Below are 14,980 nucleotides of genomic sequence, written 5' to 3' on the forward strand. Positions count from 1 at the left end.
ATCATACCAGATATTTAACTGGTCATTTACAAGAAAGATTGATTTGCTTTCTGCGCTTTTTAATACGTTAAAATAAAGATGTTCATCGCCGTTGATTTTGGCTGGTTTGTGCCCCAAGTGATTTAACAATGCACATAGGGGTACCTGTTCCCTAATGGAACCCGCATTTAAAAATGTAGTTTTCATGGTCTTATTTAAGTTTAATGGAAAATTGTTCAGATATATAGCATTGCATCAAGCGATTTTCGGATTGCTTCTACTTCGATACGATCAATGCGCCAGGCAGCAGATTGGTTGCCATCTTTACGTGGGGTAATTAAACCCTGATCGATCCATCTTTCAATGTTCTTTCGGCCGTAGCGTCTAAATGCCTCTGACTTGTTCAGATAGGGCTTTATCTTTCCGGTTCTGGACAGCGCTAGTTTGGCACCCATTTCGGCAGCATCGCGCAATAATATTCCAAGCTGGTGATCGGTTAATAAAATATTCATAAAGATTTAGCTTAATAGAAATGGGATAGGGAATAGAATTTTCCCTGGAGAACCGGCAACGGGTATCGAACCCGCTATAATCCGCTTTGCCGGTTTATTAATTCGGGACTACTAGCGTCGTATCCTACGATACGGGCCACTTGGGAACTATACACGATAGTTTCCTCGGCCTGCCAATGCGCTTTCAGCTATTGGTGCTTGATCCATTCCAGCAACAGGCAGTATTAGCCTGAAAAATAGAATAGATACCTAACCTCACTTTCGCAAAATTTCCCGGCTCTTAGGCGGGTTAATGCTTCATCCCTATACGTCAAAGACCTTTGGGAAATGAAGTAGCTTGCCTATCTGCCACAGGCAAATAGGTAATCCGGTTGCTAGCAGCTGCAATTGCTTCTAACTTATTCCGGTCAAGGGATTTTCTGGAACCTCTTTCTTTGCTTAGGATTGGACTTATCAGACCTTCACTGATCCAACGGTCTACATTGCCACGACCAAAAAGCCTATAGGCTTCTGCCTTGCTAAGCTGTTCCTGTAGCTGTCCACTCTCTAACAGGGCATTGTTAACTCCTTGTTCGGCAGCATTTTTCAACAGATAAAACAGGTCTTTCAGCTTCATAAGAGTTCCTTAAAATGTTGGTTTAACTATCATTTCCGGAACAAAGCAAAAAATTAGAGAGGGGCTAAAACAGTGACAGGGGATGACCAAATAATGGTCACCCCCTGCCTAAATGTTCTATTTAAAAAGTAAAAAAATTACGAGTTTTTGTAATTTGAAAGGTTGTAATTTTCGTTCAGCCAATTAAGCATTCCAATAAGGTGGCCTTTTAGCTTTTGTGCGGTTGAAAATTCTACGTCTGTAGATTTTTTACGTAAACTTTCTGCCGATATAAAAGATGTTTGCGGGGTTGAAAAATGCGTTGCAAAGAAATTGAATAATTCTCCAATGTTTTCTTTCGGCAATAGACCTTTTTCAATAAGAACACGAATAAACAAGCTAAGCTGCGGTACCGATAAAAATACCTTTAGTCTGCCTTTTGTTTTTGCACCTTGTTCATCTTCAATAATAACCCTTCGTAAATTAATGACTTCTTTTAAGCTACGTTTCTTTTGGGAAAGAAATGCTTTGAATTGGCCCTCGATCGAAGATAAGGACGAGAACATCTTTAATTTACTTTCAGGCAGCCCATAAAATCGATCTTGCTCGGATATTATTACTTGTAGCTGGTCGTGAAGATCTGGAACAGACTTAAGCCTGTTATTTAGGTCGCTTGTATAGTAATAAAAAAAGTCCCTGGGATTAAAGCCATGCAAAAACAAAATCTTTATCAGTTCTAGAGTATCGAAAACATTTGTGTACTCGACTTCCTTTATAAGGTTTATGATATAATCAATCTCGTACCTTGTAATTTCTTTTTTGTTTAGAAATATATAAAAGTCCCGCATTAGTAGATCATACAATTTTTTGTCAATTTGCAACTGCTGCAGAACGATTGAAAAATTACCTACGGCCTTCTTAATTTGCATTTTTAACAGCGACATTCCATAATACGTGACAGGAATTTCAAAGTATGTTTCAGGCATGATTTGTTGAACATTTAGAATTACTTTTTCCAGAGCATCCAAAAGACGTAAATAGATTTGTCTTAATTGAGAGGAATGAATTTTTCTCTTCCAAGCGGGCGACAACCGAAACAAATAGCCATAAATTGTATTGCTAAGGTTGATCAATTGTCTAACCTGGAATAAAATACGCTTTTTCGAAAAGTTGGCTTCAGTGAAAATAAGCTCTGAATCCTTTTTTAACTGGTTTAAAAAGCCATTCTCTAATTTTAAAAGTTCATCATTAGTGATCTGGTCGTTTATTAATGCTTTGGGATGAATAATTTCATCAGCCCAATGAAAGATTTTAAAAGATACGTTCATGATAGGGATTTTTAAGATGTATAATTTCAGTAGCAAAATGACATGGCCTTGTCTTGCAAGTCAAAATTGTAAACTCTCCAACCTGAATAAAATAGGGCAAAACAACCAAAATTTGTAAATAGTGGTTTCTCCCTACTTCAATAGTTAAGGATATTGGCTCCGCCGATTGTGTGTTTTGAAAATATCATTGTATTGGATAAGCTTTAATTATGCACATCAGGTTGAAGAATTTTAGACCATCTAAAAAGAAAAGCGGAGCATATTCCTTCGAATACCTCCGCTAAATTAAATGCTCTTAGGAGCTAATATATTTTATGTGATTTAGGATCAATTCATAGCTATAGGATTGGATAACTTATGGTATATGTCAATTTTTCACTCAACAAATAACCTTCTTCTTCGGAAAAACTACTTATACTCCTTTTATCAAGGTCTAAAAGCTTACCCCGGTCTCCATCATCTGCTTTTTTAGCCTGTTCTTTGAAAAACCCGATGGGTAGTCGATTTTCAAGAAAATGTTTTGTTGCTTCGGCAGCGTCATTAACCCATCTTTCATCAATCCCATCCAGATATACTATTTGGGTTTCGCTTAGCTCAAAATGGCTCTTGACCCATAATCGAAAATCAGCACCAACGGCATCAGCTTCTAGTTGCAATTCAGATTGGGGCAGAGCATACAGTTCATTCATTAGGTCTTGCACCCCAGCGGTGGTTAAAGGGAATTTACTCATGTTATTATATATTTAGTAGTTGTATAAATGCGCGTAGGGAAATAGGCAGGGCCTGATTGATGGCTCAAAACTATTATAAACAGCAGCAATAGAACTGTGGGTTGTTAGCCTAAAGGGTGAATGGTAGTTTTTGATTAGCGAATGGTAGATGTCACAATTTTGTGTGTGAAAAAGCGATATAAAAAAAGTGCTTAATTTTGTGATTTATTTCCCTATTGACCTAAATATGTATACTAAATTTCTCGCTATTAACAACAACAGTAAAGTAAAATATCTCCATTGGTCGATTATCCTACTCATTTCGCTGATTATCGCCCATCTTATTGTAACCGAAAGCCAAAAGAAGCCTGTTCTGATCCTTGTCCATCAGTTTAATTATCAGGTGGCGATGGCCTTTAGCTGGCCTTTTACATTTTTGCTAATGTTATGGATACATTATGCTACAAAGAAATTAGACATATACGTCCCGTGGACAACCAAATGGTGGCTGCGGGTAGTGATGCAGTTTGTTTTTGGTGTAGTTATGGTGCTTTTGCTTGATGTCGCTGTTGTTAAATCCTATTTTGATGCATTTAACAACGACTTTGGTAAAAGTGGCTACATGGAAATAGAATTTCCAATTGTTAGATGGATGGTTCTTTTTATGAACTCATTATATATAGCGTGGTTTTTTGCTGTAAATTATCGGAATAGTATAAAAATGAACGATGGATTGAAAAACTACATTACTTTTCTAAATGATCAGAAAGAGCAGGAACGTTTTTATGCTCAAAAGATAGAAGCCAAGTTAGGAAAGAGAATTATCCAGGTAGAGCTTAATGAAGTGGTATGTTTCGAACGGGAAGAGAATATTGGATATTTATATCTTTTGGATGGGCGTAAATTCAATATGGATTTAAAGTTAAGTGAATTGGCAAGATTATTAGACAGTTCCTCATTTTACCAGATCAACCGTTCGGTAATGATTTCTTTTGCTGCTATAGAAGGGTATGAAAAGGTTAAAAATAAACAGGCCAACATAATCCTAAAAGACCATTTGGATATTGATGTTTCATTATTGGTAAGCAGAGACAGGTTTGATGGATTTAAACAACGTTTTGAAATGTTTAAACTTTCCTGATTATAGATCAATCTACAGTTCACCATCTTAAAACTACCAATCAGCATTCATAACGAATGTTTTAGGTTTAGTTCTGCAATAAAATGACCAACTTCCCTTTAATAATTGTACATATCATGTCGTGCAATGCAAAGTCAATGGTTTCCTTGTAGTCCCTAGCTCGGTTCCTATGGTATCTAAAACTGAACATAAAAGAAAGATTGTCGAAATTCTCTTATTGGCATTTGAAAGCAACAAAAGTGTAAATTATATATGCTGTGATAATGCTCTGCACTATACTCGTATTCGCTTGTTAATGGAATACGCATATAAGGTATGTAGTAAATATGGTAAGATTTTTCTGTCAGAGGATGAAAGTGCCTGCGCTCTGGTTCTTTTGCCTGACAAAAGGAAGTCGTCTATTAAATCTTTGATTTGGGATATTAAGCTTGCCTTTCAGGTAATTGGCCTGAAAAATATTAACAAAATATTAAAGCGGGAAAAGGACATAAAAAAATATCATCCTTCCACACCATTTTATTATTTGTGGTTTATCGGCGTGCATCCTTACCAACAAGGTATCGGTAAAGGTAGCTCCATGCTTCAAATAGTGCTTGCTGACGCAAAACAAATGGGCAGGCCCGTTTATCTGGAGACATCTACCCTAGAAAATCTGCCCTGGTACAAACGGTTTGGCTTTACTATTTATGGAAAAATGGATTTTGGCTATAAGTTTTTCCTATTAAAAAACAATATGCTTAAAAATGAATAAACAGTGTTTAAAAAAACGAAGATATGGTACTGTTCAATTCAGAATTACACATTCTTACTTTTGTTTTCTGCATTCTAGAATTTGGAATGTGTTTTTATCAACTCATTTATTGGCTGTCACATCCGCAGGATAGACGCAGGTTCTGGTATTTAGTTTTATTATTGTTACTTCTCAATTATAATATAACCGGTGGACTTTTTCCAGATCCTAAAATTAACCTCCCTATCCAGTTACAAAATATTATTGCCTACGGAAGCGGTTTTTTAATGGCATCTTATTTCCCTTTCTACTTTTATAAGGCTTTCAATTTAAATACCCTGAAATTTCACGCGATATATGGAGTGATCTTGTTTTTACTCGCACCCTTTGTTGTTTATTTTGTCATTCTTTATCCATTAAAAGGAGATTTGAGATATGCAACAAGCTATGGCCTTGTAGTTCCTGCGATCTATTCATTATTAGTTTTTTATGATCTGCTTAATGCCATCAGGCTTAAAATAAAGGAAAGGCAATGCTCACCACATCCTTATAATTGGCTGGAAATGACTTCTGTATATGCAGCGATAAGCCCCTGGATTTGCATGACGGCTTTTTCATATTTCAATATAACCCAGTGGGTGGAAGTTTTGGTGACAAATCTGGGCTTTGTTATAATCAGTATTTTATTTATTGCCAGAAACATCAAGGCTACCCGTTTGGAAGTTGCAACAAAAAAGGCAAAGCAAAATGGCAGGGCCGAACTATTCGAGCATTATTGTGCACTATTTAACCTTAGCCGAAGAGAAAGGGAAATTGCCCTTTTACTGTGCAGGGGATTTAGCTACAGAGAAATTGCCGATGCACTATTCATTTCGGAAAGTACTGTAAACAACCATATCCAACACATTTTTGTAAAAACAGAAGTAAATAGAAAAACAGCACTTCAACAGAGGTTAGGGTTTATTTATTTGATTTAACGCTTATGGAAGATGATAGACGAACGAGATATATAAATAGACTGCTTGATGTACTTTATAAATGGGTACCTTTTTCCGTATCCTTTAGAGTTGCTCTAAAAGAATTATTATTCATTCAACAAGAAAATCCAAAAGCAGTCTTTTTAGATCCACCTGACTACGCAATTCGGGCCTGGTTTAGTATAAACTGTTTTATCGCGGGCTATTCCTATAATGAAAGTGGCAATTTAAACGTCGTAAGAATTTATATGCCAGATAATATATTTACAGACCTAGCTAGCTTTTTTCAGAATAAACCTGCTAAATTAAAATTTGTCGTTATTCAGGGCGAGGAACTGCTCTACATTAAAAAGGAAGATTTTAGTTCTATAAAAATGTTTCCTGAAACCGTTGATCTCGTGCAATATGTAATGTTGAACGAACAGGAATTAGAAACGTGGCGCGTTTGGATAATGACTCTCAAAGATGGACAAAAGATAGAGCAGTTTGCATTACACTACCCAATGAACATGTTGCCCAATCACATCTGCGCTTCATTTTTACAGATGACCCCATCCAGATATTGTGCGGAAAAATCTCTTTACAATCGCAACCATAGGAATATTGATGTTTCTAATTTTGATACAAAAAATAATTGATTTAAAAAAGTCCCACGGGATATTTTTTAAAGAAATATTCAACTGAGATTTGATGTTGTTAATGATTGCTTTAGCATGATCATAAATAAGAAACAAATTAAAGAACTAGGTAACGATATCAATGGAAAATCAACTGGCTTTAACCAAACGGCTATTCAATAAAAAGGTTATAGTAGATATTATATGTTATGCTTTTTTTTTACTTTTCTTATATGCGGCCTCCAGTAAACTATTAGATTATGAAAAATCGGAGTTACAAATGTCTAAATCACCCATTATAACAGACTTCGCTTTTATTTTAGTTTGGCTAGTTCCATCAACAGAAATCATTATTGCCATCATGCTAGTGATCCCAAGAACAACAATGCTTGGCTTGTATGCTACTTTAGGTCTGATGTCAATGTTTACAGCATACATTATAGCGATTTTATATTTTACCGATAGCATTCCATGCAGTTGCGGTGGAGTTTTAGAGAAAATGAGTTGGGATCAACACCTGATATTTAATATATTTTTTATGATTCTTAGTGTTACTGCAATTTTAATCCAAACAAAAATCCATGAGAAAAAGACGGAGTAAATTCCGTTATAAAAATATTCCTATTGGCCAATTTGAATCAGGAGAAACCGAAAACCTGAAATAGAGTAGGTACTTAAATAAAACTATAAAAACATGAAAAAGTTATTTTTCGTTGCCGTATTAGCTGTAGTTGCCGTTGGTGGTGCATATACAGTAAAAGCTGATACATATTATGGAACAGGTGGAACGCCAGTTTTTAATTGTATTGAAGAAGCTCAATTAGAATGTTCATCAATTTCTGGTGACATTTATACTTCTCCAACAAATCAAACACCAGCAACTAGGGTTGATAAAACTCAACTGGTTACGCAATACAATCCTTAGATCGGCATTGCAAATCAATGAGCTATTCTTTTAAAGAATAGCTCATTTAAAATCGACACAATGAAAAAATTGGCTATCATCTTTGCAGTAATACTAATAACGTCAGCTATTATTATTACACCTCCATTGATAAGTAGATATTCAAATGAAAATGGGTTCAAAAGGCACTTTGCAGATGTTAGAGTTGACCTTAAAAGTTCACTTGAATTAGATAATAATCTCTATTCTTTAACTGGTATACCAAATAATGATATAAAGCTTAGAAACTTTAACAATCCTTTTTTTGTATTCAGCGCAGATTTTGACCTGAAAAAGTTAAATAAAATTAAAATCGAAGTTCCAAAAGCATTTGATACTAACATAAAGCACACACAAGTAAGAACGCAACCAACAAATACGTATATAAAAAATCCAAGAGGAGATATTATCTTAATATTTGATAATCAAACTAAATTTTATTCCACAGGACTAGACTTCGACCAAGCCCATGTTATTTCAAAAAAGTCTTTAGTAATAAGAACAAGGGAAAGTATTAATGGTCAAAACAACAGAGTGCTCGAAAAGGTAGCACTTTCCGATCAAGGAAGCACTACTATCAATAAATATGTCTTACCAAAACAGGTTGATGGAATATTTTGTACGGATGGATGGCTTCAATATGATTTTAAAAGAGCAAATCTTTATTATTTGTATGCGTACCGGGGAGAATTTTTAATTCTTGATACTAATTTACATAAAATCAAAATTATAAAAACAATAGATACAATTCGTACAGCTAAAATAAATTTAGGTGTTGAAGATTTAAAGTTGGAAAATGGACGGCAGGCAATACAAACAAAACAAATAAAACCTCCTAATATTGTGAACAGAGGATTTTGTGTAAATGATGGTCTTATTTATATACTATCAAACATAAAAGCTGATAATGAAACTGCTAAAGATTTTTACCAAAATCAACCAATTGATGTATATTCTATAAGCTCAAAACAGTATGTCCATAGCTTTTATATCCCTAAATTTAAAGGATTAAAGCCCAAACAAATTGAGGTGATTGGAAATACTCTTGTCGCTATCTATGAAAATTACCTTATAACCTTTATTTTAACGGACACTATTCAAAATTCATAATTACCTTTATTTAAGAAATTCAAATAAAGGTAATTATGTAAGTGAATGACCTATTTAGCTTTGGAATTACCAAGGGCATTATTTATCATATCTATTATTTCATTGGACTTTAGAGTTAAGCCAACGCTACTAAGATTAGCAATATTTCTATGCTCTTTATCAACCAATAAAATAAAAGGTATAGCATAGATGCCGTAATATTTTAAAAAAGGATGTCTTATGCTTAAATCACCAGTACTAATATTAATATAGTGATTTGAGCTCATTTTTCCACTTTTTATTCCGTTGAGCCATTTATCCTTTTTTGTATCTACACTAATACTTAGGACAACAAAATCCTTATTATCCTTAAATTCGGGATAAATTTCTTTTTCGAACTTTTGATGAAATATTGCACATGCGGTACAACCTTCGCCCCAAATATCAATCAAAATAATTTTTCCTTTTAGACTTGCCGTATTGAAAGGATTTCCATTTAGATCTATAAATTCGGCATCAAATAATTTGCCCCCTTTTTTTAACTTAATTTTTTCTGATATTAAATTACTGTACAGTGGGTTAGTAATAAACTTGCTTGCATCCACTACCAAAGTATCATAAGTATTTTGGTCAAAATTTGAAATATCAATTAGCGACTGTGGGGTTGTAAAAAACTCTGTAAGTAACCTTTCCTGTATCAATCCTGAATAGCTGTTTTTCACTAAATAGTAATACTTCTTTAGATCAATTTTTCCATTTGTATCATTTATTTTAATGCTTGACTTTAAACCCAATACAAGGGTTTGGATATAAATAGGCGATATTACACTAACTTCACTAGGTTTAACAAATAACGTTTTTTGATACTTGTTAAAATATGCTCTTACAATCGTAAGTAGATTAGGAGAATGCTTAAATTCATTAATATATCCTTCCATTATAGTTAGCCAGCTATTATAATACATACCATATTCATTATTTAATAAAATTCGTATGTCTGGATTAATTGTTTTGTTTTCATTTATCAATCTTTCTTTTTTTTGGGCAAAGCTGATTGAAAGGTCTGTTACATTTTTAAGGATATAAGATAAACTTGGTGTATCACTGACCAAATCAAATTTTATAGTTTTTAATTGCTTTCTATACTCTTGATATTGATCTTGCAGTTTCTCAATCATATTATATTTTTCAGAACCATTGCCAATAAAATTTATTGCTATAGGTAATCCTCCTAGCCATTCTCTCTTAGGATGATCGACTATTTTTATAGTGACATTATCATCAGGTTCCACAAAATATGACCCTATTATGGTTTGACGACCTGCGTTATAAGCAATCATCCTTATGTATGAAGTTTTTTTTATTTCAGACAATTTGAAATTAAAGTTTCCATCATTATCTAGTTTAATAGTTCGACTGGTTTTATTTTTCATAACCGTCTGTGGGTAAGAAACTATTAAAATACTATCCGGAACAGTTTCTTTTATACATTGAAAAGTGCCTGAAAAAGTTGGACTTTTTGGTTCATTGAATTGACCATTAACTTTTCCGCAATACAATGTTATAGTTAAAAAAATAGCTATTAAATTTTTCATACTAACATTTATTAATACCCTTCATTTTGAGTAATATTTCTATTTCGATTAATTTCCTCGTCAGGGATTGGATAAAGAACTGATGTAGATTCCCATGCTGGTTTTATCGTTGATAAAACTACATCTGCGGTTTTTGTTCTTTTGAGATCAAACCAACGGTGGCCCCATTCCGCGAAAAGTTCAATTCGCCTTTCACTTTGTATTTTTAAAATTAAATCAGCTTGGGAGATATTCGGACTGATGTCTTTTATTAGTGGCAGACCAGCCCTATTTCTGATTTCATCTAAATCGCTTATGGCGGCACTTAATTTATTTAAATGTGCCCTAGCTTCAGATCGTATTAAATATAGCTCTGCTAACCTAACTACCATTGAATACTCGGTAACGGTAGTGGATTGTTTAACTTTATATTTAAAGGGATAATAATATATACCTGTATTATCTGTAAACGTTTTTATCCAAGAATTTTTTCTTTTATCGTTAGTTTCAAAGGCATTTTCTACAAAGTCTTTATTTAATGATACATTTTGTGGGGTGGATGTTAATATGAACATTCCTCCCTCAAAAGTATTATAGTTGTTGGCTGGCGGCATTAATTGCCAAATAGTTTCAGAACTATTTTTGAGAAATACAGCGTCTAAAGTGGCTAAGTTGTATGAATTTGTTTTTGATATAACTAGGGAAGCATATTTTTCGGCATTTTCCCAATCATTTAAATAAAGGTACACTCTTGATAGTAAGGACTGTACAACAGATTTATTTGGCCTAATCCTTTCTGTAGTTATATAAGCATCACCTAAAAGCTTCTCGGAAGCAATCAAATCATTAATTATTTGTTGGTAAATAATTTCGATTGGCGAACGAATAGCATTTTGATTAACTTTATAATCAGTACTAAGATTTAACGGAACTCTTCCAAATAGATTGACTAAATAGAAATAGTTGAAAGCCCTAATAAAAAGTGCCTCACCTTCTAATTGTCCTTTTACTGAGGGTGTTACATTTACTGATTTTGATAATCCTTCAATAACTGCATTTGCGGCGTAGATCATGTTATAAGGCGTTCCATATAAAGCTGTTATTGCACTATTGGATGATGTAAGGTTATTTTCATAGAATTGAGAATATGCGCTGTTAAAATTTATTAGCTCATCGGCAGAACGCCCACAAAGAGCGGTTATACTTGAAGAGTTTCCAGAGGCATAACTATTGTTTGCCATACTACTATATATTCCTGTTAAAGCGGAAGTGGCAATTTCATTGCTATCAAATACCGTGGCCTGTACCAAACTATCTTTTGGCACGCCAATATCAAGGAACTTTTTACACGATATATTGATGCAGTTTAGACAAAATAAAAGAATTAATATTTTCTGTTTCATAGCTATTCTAATTAAAATTTGAGATTTAACCCCATCATAATGGTTCTTAAAGGCGGTAACACCAATCCTTGACTTTCTGGATCTAAACCAACATAATTTGTTAGTGTAAAAAGATTTTGTGCTTGTAGATATATCTGTGCATCATTTATTTTTAGTCCTTTCACCAGTTTCACGGGTAATCTATAAGAAAGTGATACGTTTTTTAACCTTATATAAGACGCATCCACAATTGACAATCCACCATCACCCATAGCATTTAGATATTGAGTTCTTGCATTTGTGGAAGTGCTAAATTTTTGTCTTGATGACTGATCCCCTATATTTTGCCATCTATTGAGTACCTCAATAGGTTGATTTGGAGCAGCTGTAGATGAGCTCCAAAATCCTGGGCTTCCAGTATAAGCCAAATAGTTTCTACCATTTTGTTTATTAAATGATATTAAGAAGTCTAAAGAAAATTGATCAAGGTTTAAAGAATTTTGTAAACCTCCATAAAAATATTGTCCAGTAAATTTATGCAAATAGCGGTCATAGGTATTTAAAACGCCGTTGCCATCATAATCTTCCCTACTATAAAGACCTGTTTGGCTATCGACAGAAACATTATAAGTTTTTAGGATTGATAATGGCTGACCAACAATATAGCTATCTGCATATACGGAAGTACTTAAATCTGGATAGGCGATAAGTTTGTTTTTGGGTATTGTCAAATTAACCGTAGTTTCCCACTTAAACCCATGTTTATTTAACAATTTGTATCCCAATAAAAATTCTAGCCCACTATTCCTAACCTTTGCTGGCAAGTTAGCTTGTATTGTTTGAAAACCTGTACTAAGAGGTAGTGGCAAACCCACTAACTGGTTTGATGAAGTATTTCTATAAAACGATATTTCTAGATTAAGCCTATTCTGAAAGAGAGCTAGTTGCAGACCTAGTTCAGATTTTTTATTTACCTCCCAAGCATAATAAGGATTTGAAATCCTTGTAGGATAAATTGTTGCCTGCCCTTGATATGTACCAGCATAGTTATTTGACCACAATTCTAAATAGCCATAATCTGGTATTTGGTCATTACCAGTGATACCATAACTAGCTCTAAGTTTACCAAAATTTAAAAAGGGAAGATGCTCTTTGAAGAAATTTTCATTTGAAAAAATCCATGCGGTTCCCAAAGCGCCAAAATTTGCAAATTGCTTTCCATTTCCAAATCTACTGGAGCCATCCCTACGAGCCGTTAGGTTGATAAAATACTTATCATTTAAACTGTAATTAACTCTTGTATACAAAGAGTTATACCGATAGAGAATATTGCTAATTTGACTTTTTTCGAGTAATGAGGCAGAAGCAAGGTTTCCCAAAAGTTCATCACTATTATAACCCGAAGCTTTAATCGTTTGTAATTGGAGAACATTCTCCTGAAAACTCATTCCAATTAAGGCTTGCAATTTCCCTTTTCCGATTTGCAAATTATAGTCAAGTTGGGGTTCTACCAACCATGTATTGTTATAATTATTGGTAAAATAAGAAGCCCTACTAGTAGAAGTTAGATTAAGTGCAGGTGAGAAAGTTGATAAAGGCGTGCTTGCAAATTCCTCTCTTCTAATTGTATTATACCCTAGTGATGTTTTCAAAACTAGGTTCTTTATTATTTTGTAATTTAAGCTTACATTTCCGATTAAATTGTTTGTCTTAGCATCATTAGGTTGATAGAAATAAGACATTGGATTTATATAATTGGTTCTATTTAGCCAAGTCAGATTACCATATTCATCAAATGGATTAGGTGTATTTGGTGATAAAAATATAAGACTTGTTGGGTCCGTTCTTATTAACTGACTATCTGTATTGCTATAATTTACATTAAAATTTGCCTGAAATCTATCTTCTTTTGAACCTATATTAAGATTTGAGTGTAGACTAATTCTTTTAAATCCAAAATCTCCAGGGAATACGGTTCCTTCTTTATAATAATTAGCACCAAGAATATATCTGCTTTGTTCACCACCTCCGCTAATATTTAATGAGACATTTGTGTTGTTTGCTGTACCTCCAATTAATTCTTCTTGCCAATCTGTATATCTATCTGAACCCCATGCACCATTTATATCATATTGGTTTGCTGCAGGAGTTAAGCCATCATTTTTGAACGCTTCGGTGCGCATTTGAAGATATTGCTCTGTGTCCAATAAATCTAATCTGTGAGGTACTTTACTAATCCCTTGCGAAGCATTCACACTAATTTTCATAGCTCCGGAAGCTCCTTTTTTGGTTGTTATTAATACCACTCCGTTAGCTCCCCTAGTGCCATAAATTGATGTGGCATCGGCATCCTTTAACACTTCAATACTTTCTATATCATAAGGGTTTATTGAACTTAACGGACTTGCCCCAACGGTAAGTAAAGATGAAGTTCCTGAAGATATACTTGTAGATGGATATACAACCCCATCGATTACATATAAAGGCTCATTTCCAACCTGCAAATTGTTAATACTGCTACGACCACGTATTTGGACCTTAAACCCTCCACCTGGCACTCCTGTTAATTGTGTTATTTCCATTCCTGTAACACGTCCTTGCAAGGCCATTAATGGATTATTAATAGACTGTTTTTCAATAGTTTCAGAAGTAATCTTGGAAATTGAGCCAGTTCTTTCACGGTCATTTACTTTATAATAACCTGCATTTACTTCTACGCCTTTAAGCGTATTGGTTTCTTGTAGTAAAGTAACATCTAAGAATTTTTCACTATCAACAGCTCTTTCAACTGCTGTATATCCTAGATAATTAAACTGTAATATGACAGTACCATTTGATACCTCTATGGAAAACTCGCCATAACTGTTTGTTTGTGTTGTTTTATTGGTGTTTTTTAATCTTACTGTAACACCAGACATTGGTGATCCTTGCTCGTCAATTACTTTTCCTTTGACTGTAAAGTCCAAAGCTTTGTTGTTTTCTTGAATATTACTAGGTTTAGCCTTGCGCTTTATAACAATTGTTTTGTCAAAGATTTCGTAGGTAAAAGGCGAACCTTTTAAGCACTCCTCTAAAACCTGCTGAATGCTCGCATTTTTAATTGACACTGAAATTTTACTGGCTTTGTCGAGTTCCTCTTTATCGTACCAAAAGCTAAATCCAGTTTGTTTCTTGATTTCACTAAAAGCAGTTTGTAGCGAAACATCTTTTAATGAAAGATTTACCATTTGCGCATTGGCCGTTGCAGTAACCTTGAAACAGGTTATCAACAACAGCATCATTGCAATATTGAAGGTCTTGGGGAGTTTGAGCTTTACAATTGGCTTACATCCAGCCATTATGAGCCACTTCCACCTAAAAAGGGGAGAGTGATGTTTAAAAAAAATCATACTTTTGTAAGGTT

The 14,980-nt window shown here is 34.1% G+C and carries 14 protein-coding genes; 7 read left to right on the forward strand and 7 right to left on the reverse strand.

Going from position 1 to position 14,980, the window contains the following annotated elements:
- Positions 1-215 precede the first annotated feature (215 nt).
- The 4 genes from DBR40_RS04860 to DBR40_RS04875 all read right to left on the reverse strand — a co-directional run bounded on the left by DBR40_RS04860 (position 216) and on the right by DBR40_RS04875 (position 3,145).
- The gene (locus DBR40_RS04860) at positions 216-491 is read right to left on the reverse strand and encodes a hypothetical protein (protein WP_124558632.1); all 276 of its coding nucleotides are present in this window, start codon (positions 489-491) and stop codon (positions 216-218) included.
- 310 nt (positions 492-801) lie between these two features.
- Complete coding sequence (locus DBR40_RS04865; RefSeq protein ID WP_124558633.1) at positions 802-1,107, reverse strand: hypothetical protein; 306 nt, start codon at positions 1,105-1,107, stop codon at positions 802-804.
- Between the two features lie 137 nt (positions 1,108-1,244).
- Positions 1,245-2,414: a hypothetical protein gene (locus DBR40_RS04870; RefSeq protein ID WP_124558634.1), complete on the reverse strand. Its 1,170-nt coding sequence runs from the start codon at positions 2,412-2,414 to the stop codon at positions 1,245-1,247.
- A 338-nt stretch (positions 2,415-2,752) separates the two neighbouring features.
- Positions 2,753-3,145: a hypothetical protein gene (locus tag DBR40_RS04875; RefSeq protein WP_124558635.1), complete on the reverse strand. Its 393-nt coding sequence runs from the start codon at positions 3,143-3,145 to the stop codon at positions 2,753-2,755.
- A 226-nt stretch (positions 3,146-3,371) separates the two neighbouring features.
- Here DBR40_RS04875 and DBR40_RS04880 point away from each other — a divergent pair, with 226 nt between their 5' ends.
- From DBR40_RS04880 to DBR40_RS04910, 7 genes are all read left to right on the forward strand, one after another.
- Positions 3,372-4,265, forward strand: a complete 894-nt coding sequence (locus DBR40_RS04880; RefSeq protein ID WP_124558636.1) for a LytR/AlgR family response regulator transcription factor — start codon at positions 3,372-3,374, stop codon at positions 4,263-4,265.
- Positions 4,266-4,434: 169 nt separating this feature from the next.
- Positions 4,435-5,016 (forward strand): GNAT family N-acetyltransferase, encoded by a 582-nt coding sequence (locus DBR40_RS04885; RefSeq protein WP_124558637.1) that lies wholly within the window; start codon positions 4,435-4,437, stop codon positions 5,014-5,016.
- 23 nt (positions 5,017-5,039) lie between these two features.
- Positions 5,040-5,972 carry a response regulator transcription factor gene (locus tag DBR40_RS04890; RefSeq protein ID WP_124558638.1) on the forward strand — a complete coding sequence of 311 codons (933 nt, stop codon included), beginning with the start codon at positions 5,040-5,042 and terminating at the stop codon, positions 5,970-5,972.
- Positions 5,973-5,977: 5 nt separating this feature from the next.
- On the forward strand, positions 5,978-6,610 hold the full coding sequence (locus DBR40_RS04895; RefSeq protein WP_124558639.1) for a hypothetical protein: 633 nt from the start codon (positions 5,978-5,980) through the stop codon (positions 6,608-6,610).
- Positions 6,611-6,731: 121 nt separating this feature from the next.
- Positions 6,732-7,190 carry a MauE/DoxX family redox-associated membrane protein gene (locus tag DBR40_RS04900; protein WP_124558640.1) on the forward strand — a complete coding sequence of 153 codons (459 nt, stop codon included), beginning with the start codon at positions 6,732-6,734 and terminating at the stop codon, positions 7,188-7,190.
- A gap of 93 nt (positions 7,191-7,283) precedes the next feature.
- Complete coding sequence (locus DBR40_RS04905) at positions 7,284-7,514, forward strand: hypothetical protein (RefSeq protein WP_124558641.1); 231 nt, start codon at positions 7,284-7,286, stop codon at positions 7,512-7,514.
- Positions 7,515-7,574: 60 nt separating this feature from the next.
- Positions 7,575-8,642 carry a hypothetical protein gene (locus DBR40_RS04910; RefSeq protein WP_124558642.1) on the forward strand — a complete coding sequence of 356 codons (1,068 nt, stop codon included), beginning with the start codon at positions 7,575-7,577 and terminating at the stop codon, positions 8,640-8,642.
- A 50-nt stretch (positions 8,643-8,692) separates the two neighbouring features.
- Here DBR40_RS04910 and DBR40_RS04915 read toward each other — a convergent pair whose 3' ends face one another.
- The 3 genes from DBR40_RS04915 to DBR40_RS04925 are packed head-to-tail and all read right to left on the reverse strand — an operon-like array spanning position 8,693 to position 14,966.
- Positions 8,693-10,216, reverse strand: coding sequence for a TlpA family protein disulfide reductase (locus tag DBR40_RS04915; RefSeq protein WP_124558643.1), 1,524 nt, complete (start codon positions 10,214-10,216; stop codon positions 8,693-8,695).
- An 11-nt stretch (positions 10,217-10,227) separates the two neighbouring features.
- A complete protein-coding gene (locus DBR40_RS04920) occupies positions 10,228-11,598 on the reverse strand; it encodes a RagB/SusD family nutrient uptake outer membrane protein (RefSeq protein ID WP_124558644.1) in 1,371 nt (456 codons plus the stop codon).
- 11 nt (positions 11,599-11,609) lie between these two features.
- The gene (locus DBR40_RS04925) at positions 11,610-14,966 is read right to left on the reverse strand and encodes a SusC/RagA family TonB-linked outer membrane protein (protein WP_124558645.1); all 3,357 of its coding nucleotides are present in this window, start codon (positions 14,964-14,966) and stop codon (positions 11,610-11,612) included.
- Between the last annotated feature and the right edge of the window lie 14 nt (positions 14,967-14,980).

Origin of the sequence: Pedobacter sp. KBW01, from assembly GCF_003852395.1 — a bacterium.
Lineage (GTDB): Bacteria > Bacteroidota > Bacteroidia > Sphingobacteriales > Sphingobacteriaceae > Pedobacter.